Source organism: Nitrososphaera sp. (genome assembly GCF_037447015.1).
GTDB lineage: Archaea > Thermoproteota > Nitrososphaeria > Nitrososphaerales > Nitrososphaeraceae > Nitrososphaera.
This window is the reverse complement of the sequence record NZ_JBBIHK010000023.1, coordinates 23,299-29,877: the sequence shown is the minus strand read 5'-3', so window position 1 is coordinate 29,877 and position 6,579 is coordinate 23,299. Positions and strand designations below refer to the sequence as shown.

The following is a 6,579-nucleotide window of genomic DNA, read 5'->3' as shown; positions in this document are numbered from 1 at the left end:
CGTGAGGCTTATCATACAGGAATATCGCAGGCAATGTGAAAAAACAAGAGCCGGAGAAAGAAGAAGAGGTCCAAGAAAGGACGATGGATAACGCTAAAGGAATCCCTGTAGAGTCATGCAGCCTCTGCTCTGCTTTGAATAAAGAGATTGAGAAAACCCGTACAAATGGCGAAGCTGAAAGAGAAGTCGAATTGCAGTTCTTGTTGAGAGGACACCAGGAAGCTTGCCATGGCTCAAAGTAGTCATCATTATCCTGTCCTGCAATTATATCGACTGGACCCATGTGTGAAAAATACTAGAGAAAGCCTCTATAAGTGGGAGACGAGGACGACGTGAACGTGTTCCTTGGCACGGACACTCACAGAAAAATACAGTTCTGGTCCGATGCTAGTGGAAAAGAATTTGCCGTTCGACTATCAAGTGACCGTGACTTCAGGGCAGTTTCAAACCCTGCTGCGAAATATACCCGGCTGGTCGAGGAGGCAGAGTATTTCAGCGACATGAAGTATGACTGGAAATTCCTGCTTGGGTACTGGATGGGTGTAAGAAACGGAAGAATTGAACCTTTTGATTTGAACGGAAAGGAAGAATCAGACTCTGCCGCATCAGATTTGACTAGCGGCATGCAAACTGCCGCCGTCAAGGCAGGCAATGAGGGAGTCAGACGAAAGAAGAAGTCCAGGCCTGTTCTGAAGTGTCGCTACTGCATGCTATCTTACAATTCTGAAAAGGAAAGAAGCGAGCATGAATCTCTCTGGCATGCGGAAAAGAGGATGAAAGGAACCTAATTGCATTTTCTGCCTTCTAGTTCATCATAGTATCTCTCCAATAATGCAGAATGAGTTGTTAAAGCGGTGGCATGGTTAGGGGATAGATATACCATATATCAAATAATAAAGTCGGAAAACATTATAGTCTTACTTGATTAATGCGGGCCAACATTCTTAGCAACCATGACTATTTTGCGAATCAGTGCCTATGCAACAAGTTATGCAACGCTTTTGTTGCATACCACGCACGAAAAAGCATAGTTTAACGTATAATTATTCAACATTATGATCACTTTTTGCCTAATTCTCCATTTCTGTCACGCTCTAACTGGTAAGAGCAACTTCTTTGCTTTTTTCTATGTGGATTGTTTTTGCTACGTCAGGCACCGGAGGTTTCTCTGGTTCGGGCCTTGGATTTACTGCTATTTCCGCGGAATAAACTCGAGTTAGTATCTGTGGTTTATCCTCTAGGTTGCTGAGCAGAAACAGCCTCATCTGGTACTGTCCAGCTTCTCTCGGTTGCCAAGGTATCCACACCCGGGTAGTGCCTTCTCCAGAAGGCGAAAAAGCACTAACAGTGTCATTTGCAATTGTAAGAAATTCTGTAACACCTTCCGAGTTTCTTACTTCGGCGGCCGCTACATACGGTATGTCTACTTCATAGGGATTTTTCACATATGCAGAAAGAGTTGTGTAGCCGCCTACCTCGGTCAAGCTCACCGGTTCGCCACTGCTACCCCAAAAGCCGGCAGACTCTATCCCTAGTATATCTCTGAACTCGCCAAGCTGTTGGCCAGTCCTATTGGGGTTATTGATGCCAAGTAGCTTTATCGTTATAGTGCCATTTTCATAGATAGGTCCGACTGTGATCAGGGTATGGCTGTTGCCATCTGGCCTTTCAGGCTCCCAGCCCACTAGATACGGATTAACGACTGTTTGATTCCATTCTGCTGCAAAGTAGTAGTATTGTTCTAATAGAGTAAAGTCTACAACCTTGTTGTCGTCTATTCTCACTTCAAATGGCTCTGCAAGCAAGTGCTTTGGAATGCTAATAAATGCAAATCCATCATTATTGTACAGTGGACTGTAGCGCTTGTGTTTATACAGATGGTTATGCTTGATATCAAATGAAAAAGTCTTGTTTACACTGTCGTAAGAGTAGCCTGTGACATCCAAGTCGCGGCTGTCAAAGTACAAGGTGGCCTGTTCTTTTTGACTAGAATAGGGCACCGTGACATTCAGCTTTTGCATGTTAGTTACATGAAAGGTCCATCTTTCTGCTCCTGAATGAAAGTCGATCCCATTCTTGGCAGGACGATGGTATGGCTCATAGGCGCCTCTCTTGAGATCTTCAGTTATTGGAAAGACTAGATCATCGATTCTTCCGTTTTGGTCGACGATTCGAGTCTCATTAAATACAATATTGCCCTCCGGGTCCGAAATCAGAAACTGTACGGTAACGTCTTCAAGTGGCACTTCAATCTGTTCATTCCCATATGAAAACAATCGTTGTTGGCTGCTACTAAGAATGAGACTCTGGCCATAAGTAATCCTTCCGTCCTTGATGAAGTGTGATGGAACACCAGCCGTTTCGTTGTAGTTAAAATATTGAGCAATCTCCATTGGTTCAGAAGTAGCCGGCGAACCTTTGATTGCTATGCCATCAATTGTTAAGGGCTGGGCGGTAAAGGCATAAACACTGTCAGCAGGATACACACCCGGGCTTATTGTCATTGTGTAGATTCCAACAGGCGTCTGCCGGGGTATTCCGAAATTCACAGAATAGGTGTCAGTTGGAGATTCTGCCATCATCGATACACAGAATGTCTTGCTCTGATTGCACATCATTATATGCGGTCTTGCAAAATTTACATTCCTGCCTTGACCGTCTTTCACTTGGAATGATATGGGTATCCCATCACCCGGTCGATACTCTCTATTTGTATCAATTGTCAAGTCAGTTACAAAAATCCTGCGAGCGTCCTCGTTGGTAAAAATAATTGCGCTGCCGGCGTAGATCCGCATATAGCTTGTATACCTGTAATCAGGAAGATAGACTGCAATTTTCATATGATAGTAGTTAACTTCCAAGGCATACGGTAGTGAAAAGTTAATTCTGATTGAGGCAGGTGATGAACCTACGTCTCTGCCATAGTTTGCGATAACCTCCTGACCCTCCGGGACTTGCATAGTTCTGGAGCTATGAAATATTCTCCTGTCCGATCCGCCTTCTATCACATCTAGAACAAGAAGTGCGCCATCTACAAGTGGAGAATTTATGGTCACAGTTACTTGATCACCCGGCCTGTAGATTGGTTTATCCAGATCAAAATCAACCACTGGAGCGTAAGAGTCTGCTTGTGCAGCTCTTCCTTGACGGCTTGCAATAGCGAGAAAGAGCGTAGAGCTATAAAGATAAAAACGGCAGCTTTCCTAATCATACTATTTCTGCCTGCTGCTGGAGTAAATCAATTATTGCGATTACAAAGAAAGCCAGTATATTTTAGATTTTATCCGTACTGCGGCATCAGGCCAGATAAAGAGCTCCCGAAATAAAGGCTTAAAAGCAGCATGTAAGGTTAGGGAAAGCACAAGACAAATAACCAAAGTTATTCAGAGTAAAGAAAGATAATGCAGCCAAGTTCTTCTTCTAGTTCAATAGGTCACAGATTATTCCATAATCAAGAGAGGATTATTGTTGCATTTGTGATCTATGGATTGGTCGCAGGTATAGTCACCGTCATTGATGGCATGTCGTATGACCAAGACCTTTTTGCGTTGCTTTCAATTATGATGAATATTCCTACCGGGCTGGCCTTTTTTATGATCGCCGGTGAACACCATACCATTCCTGTTCCAATACCTGTCTGGAATATCTTCGTAGTCTTGGGAAGCGTTGCAGTATGGACTGTAATCGGTTTCATTGTTTATTGCTTCTATAGGCTATTCAAGTTAGGACCATAAAGGTGGCGTTTGGCGGCCAAAGGCTGAAAAACATTATTTGGACAAAGCGATAAATGCGACTTGCCAACGTGAGATATATACGCGATGAGCACTTTTAACGGCTCTAGCCTCTCTAAAGGAGAAAAGAAAAGAACTCCCTTCCTCATCTCTGGCGTTTTAATGATAATAATTGTCAGTACAAGCGCATTGGCGACCGAGAATGTATTTGCAGCCAATATCGCAGCCAATGCAGCGAGTCATGGCGAAATGGAAGTTATTGCAAGTCCTCAAGGCAACTGTACATACCAGAATGTCACGGTAGAGAGTCTAAAAATAAACAGCATTAACAGAACGAGACTAAAACAACCGGCTGCAGGCTCGCAAGTGTCTCTGGAGGCCACCATTATTGATGACTGTAATGCAGTAAACTATCCTTTCATGATTCTTGTCGAAGTAAGGGATTCCGCAGGTGTTACTCATCATTTAGCATGGCAAAAATTCACTATCTCTCCGGGAGAGCATGCCAAAGTAGGCTTCTCATGGACGGCTGATGGAGCTGGAGACTACGAGATGAGAGCATGGTCTATTCATTGCCCAACATGTATAGGGTATTATCCTGTCAGGACAATGGATTTTACAGTAAAAGGGAGGACGTGAAAAAAAGACCTACAAGGTCTATCCCATAGACTTCGTGTTACTGACAAACGGTTTGCAAAATAAAAGATTGTAAAATGCAATGAAGAAGTGGGGTATTTTTGTCGATCAGTGCGCAGAGTGAGTGAGTTGACGGACTAACAGCTGCAAGACATTTGCACCGTTAAATTCGTGGCTGGTCGCTAGCGGCTGTACGATAAAGAAAATGCGAAAACCCGCAGCCAATCTAACACGCCCAAACCTCTATACTGTGCAACAACATCTGCGGCTCGTTTGCCGCTTGGATGGTGAGGCGGGGGAGGGCGGATAAGTAAGTTACAGCTTTGGAAAAAAGCAGAGGGTCTTCTTACCTTTTCTCCTTCCTTCCTTCCGCCCGCCGCACTTTGCCGCTCACTGTTTCTAGCTGATATAATAAAAGAACAATTATTTTCGCTGTTTTCCACTGGAAACGCGCGCTAGCGGTTTTCAGGAATACTATTTGCCCATCTTCATTATCCTGTCCCACAGCTTTTCCGGCACCGGCATCACGGACAGGCGCGATATCCGCACGAGCTCCCAATCTGCAAACGCCGGGTCGGCCTTTATCTGCTCAAGCGTGACCGGCCTTGCGAGCCTGCCTGCCGGCCTGACGTCGACCACCGGCACGCCGTCCTTCAGGTACGCGTCGGAGACGGCTTCCATCACTCCCACGGCCTGCTTCTCGTCGCCCGTGTGGTAAAACAGCGCCCTGTCGCCCTTTTTGACCGCCCGCAGGTGCTTCAGTGCCAGGTTGTTTGCCACCCCGTCCCAGACAGTCCTGCCGTCCTTTTCCAGCTGCTGGTAGTTGTAAGTGGAAGGCTCTTGCTTGAACAGCCAGTACGCCATAATATAGCGCTGCACCAGCAGGTAGAATATAAAAGCTGCAAGCGGCAGCAAAAGCGCGTTGACAGCACAGGCAGCAGTGCCGGCTATAGACAGGATGGCCGGGATAGAGTGCTACTGCACCCGGTTTGCCGGCGTCGGGGGCTCGATAAAGCAAAGGAGCGAGGGCTTTAGGGTTCGCGAGCTCGTGCAAGAGATGGACATGGCCCCGTCGTTTGGGGGCCAGTACCGGTATCCTGTGTACCTGCTTGAAAAGAGCGGCGTGGACTCGAACCACGCCCTGTTTGAAATCCAGAAGGAGCACGGGATCCGCCTGCGCGTGATGGGGATCAAGGACGCAAAAGCAGTCACGCGCCAGTACGCAAGCGCCCTGCGGGAGTGGAAGGACGCGCCAAAGGAGCTTGCGACGCGCCGGACAAGGATAACGCTGCAGGGCTTTGCAAGGAGGCCGGTTGGCAGGGAGTCGCTTGCAGGCAACGAGTTTGAGATAACGATAACCGGCAGCCGCTCTTTTGGCAGCATAAACGACTTTGTGCCGGAAATAGCGAAAATAGCCAACTTTTATGGCCTCCAGCGGTTTGGGAGCGAGCGCCTGGTCACCCACCTTGCAGGCAGGGCGATAGTAAAGCGCGACTTTGACCTTGCAGTCCGGCTCCTGCTGTGCTACACGACCGAGTACGACACGGACGCAAGCAGGGAGATCCGGCGCCGGTGCCAAGACCCTGCCAACTATGCGCGGGCCCTGCGGGAGATGCCAAGGGGCATGGACATCGAGCGGCAGCTGCTGTCGGCGCTGGCGGCGGGCAAGGGCGCAGTCCCGGCGCTCCGCGCCGTTCCTATTGCGATACGCCGGCTGTACGTCCAGGCGTACCAGTCCTACCTCTTTAACCTGTGCCTGAGCAGGGCGATAGCGGCCGGCGAGGACGTCACGGTGCCAAAGCAGGGCGACCTGTGCTTTGAGATGGAAGGGCCGTTCACTTTTGGAAGGATAATCAAGTTCGACCCTATCTCAAAAGGAGAGATGGTTCCGGCGGTGCGCATGGCCGGCTATTCCTTCCAGCCCGGGAGGGGCCGCTTTGAAACCCTCACAAAGGGGCTGCTGGAGGAAGACGGCGTCTCTGCCAAGGACTTTTACATCAAAGAGATGCAGGAGCTCAGCCAGCAGGGAGGGTTCAGGCAGGCGCCGCTGTGGTGCCGCGATTTTTCGTGGCGGCAAGACAACGGCAACGACGACGACAACGACAACAGCGGCAGGGTGGTGTCGTTCAAGCTGCCCAAGGGGTCCTATGCGACCACGCTTTTGAGGGAGCTGATGAAGCCGGACGACCCGATAAAGGCGGGATTTTAGGTG

The 6,579-nt window shown here is 48.3% G+C and carries 5 protein-coding genes; 3 read left to right on the top strand and 2 right to left on the bottom strand.

The window, feature by feature from the left end:
* Positions 1 to 314: 314 nt before the first annotated feature.
* Positions 315 to 788 (top strand): hypothetical protein, encoded by a 474-nt coding sequence (locus WKI84_RS08935; RefSeq protein WP_337863201.1) that lies wholly within the window; start codon positions 315 to 317, stop codon positions 786 to 788.
* 306 nt (positions 789 to 1,094) lie between these two features.
* Here the strand turns inward: WKI84_RS08935 and WKI84_RS08930 are convergent, their stop codons facing one another.
* On the bottom strand, positions 1,095 to 3,110 hold the full coding sequence (locus tag WKI84_RS08930; RefSeq protein ID WP_337863200.1) for a hypothetical protein: 2,016 nt from the start codon (positions 3,108 to 3,110) through the stop codon (positions 1,095 to 1,097).
* A gap of 708 nt (positions 3,111 to 3,818) precedes the next feature.
* On the opposite strand from WKI84_RS08930, the gene WKI84_RS08925 reads away from it, so the two are divergent.
* Positions 3,819 to 4,370, top strand: a complete 552-nt coding sequence (locus WKI84_RS08925; protein ID WP_337863199.1) for a hypothetical protein — start codon at positions 3,819 to 3,821, stop codon at positions 4,368 to 4,370.
* A 471-nt stretch (positions 4,371 to 4,841) separates the two neighbouring features.
* On the opposite strand, the gene WKI84_RS08920 is transcribed toward WKI84_RS08925, so the two are convergent.
* On the bottom strand, positions 4,842 to 5,231 hold the full coding sequence (locus WKI84_RS08920; RefSeq protein WP_337863198.1) for an EVE domain-containing protein: 390 nt from the start codon (positions 5,229 to 5,231) through the stop codon (positions 4,842 to 4,844).
* Between the two features lie 58 nt (positions 5,232 to 5,289).
* On the opposite strand from WKI84_RS08920, the gene WKI84_RS08915 reads away from it, so the two are divergent.
* Complete coding sequence (locus WKI84_RS08915; RefSeq protein WP_337863197.1) at positions 5,290 to 6,576, top strand: tRNA pseudouridine(13) synthase TruD; 1,287 nt, start codon at positions 5,290 to 5,292, stop codon at positions 6,574 to 6,576.
* The last annotated feature ends 3 nt before the right edge of the window (positions 6,577 to 6,579 follow it).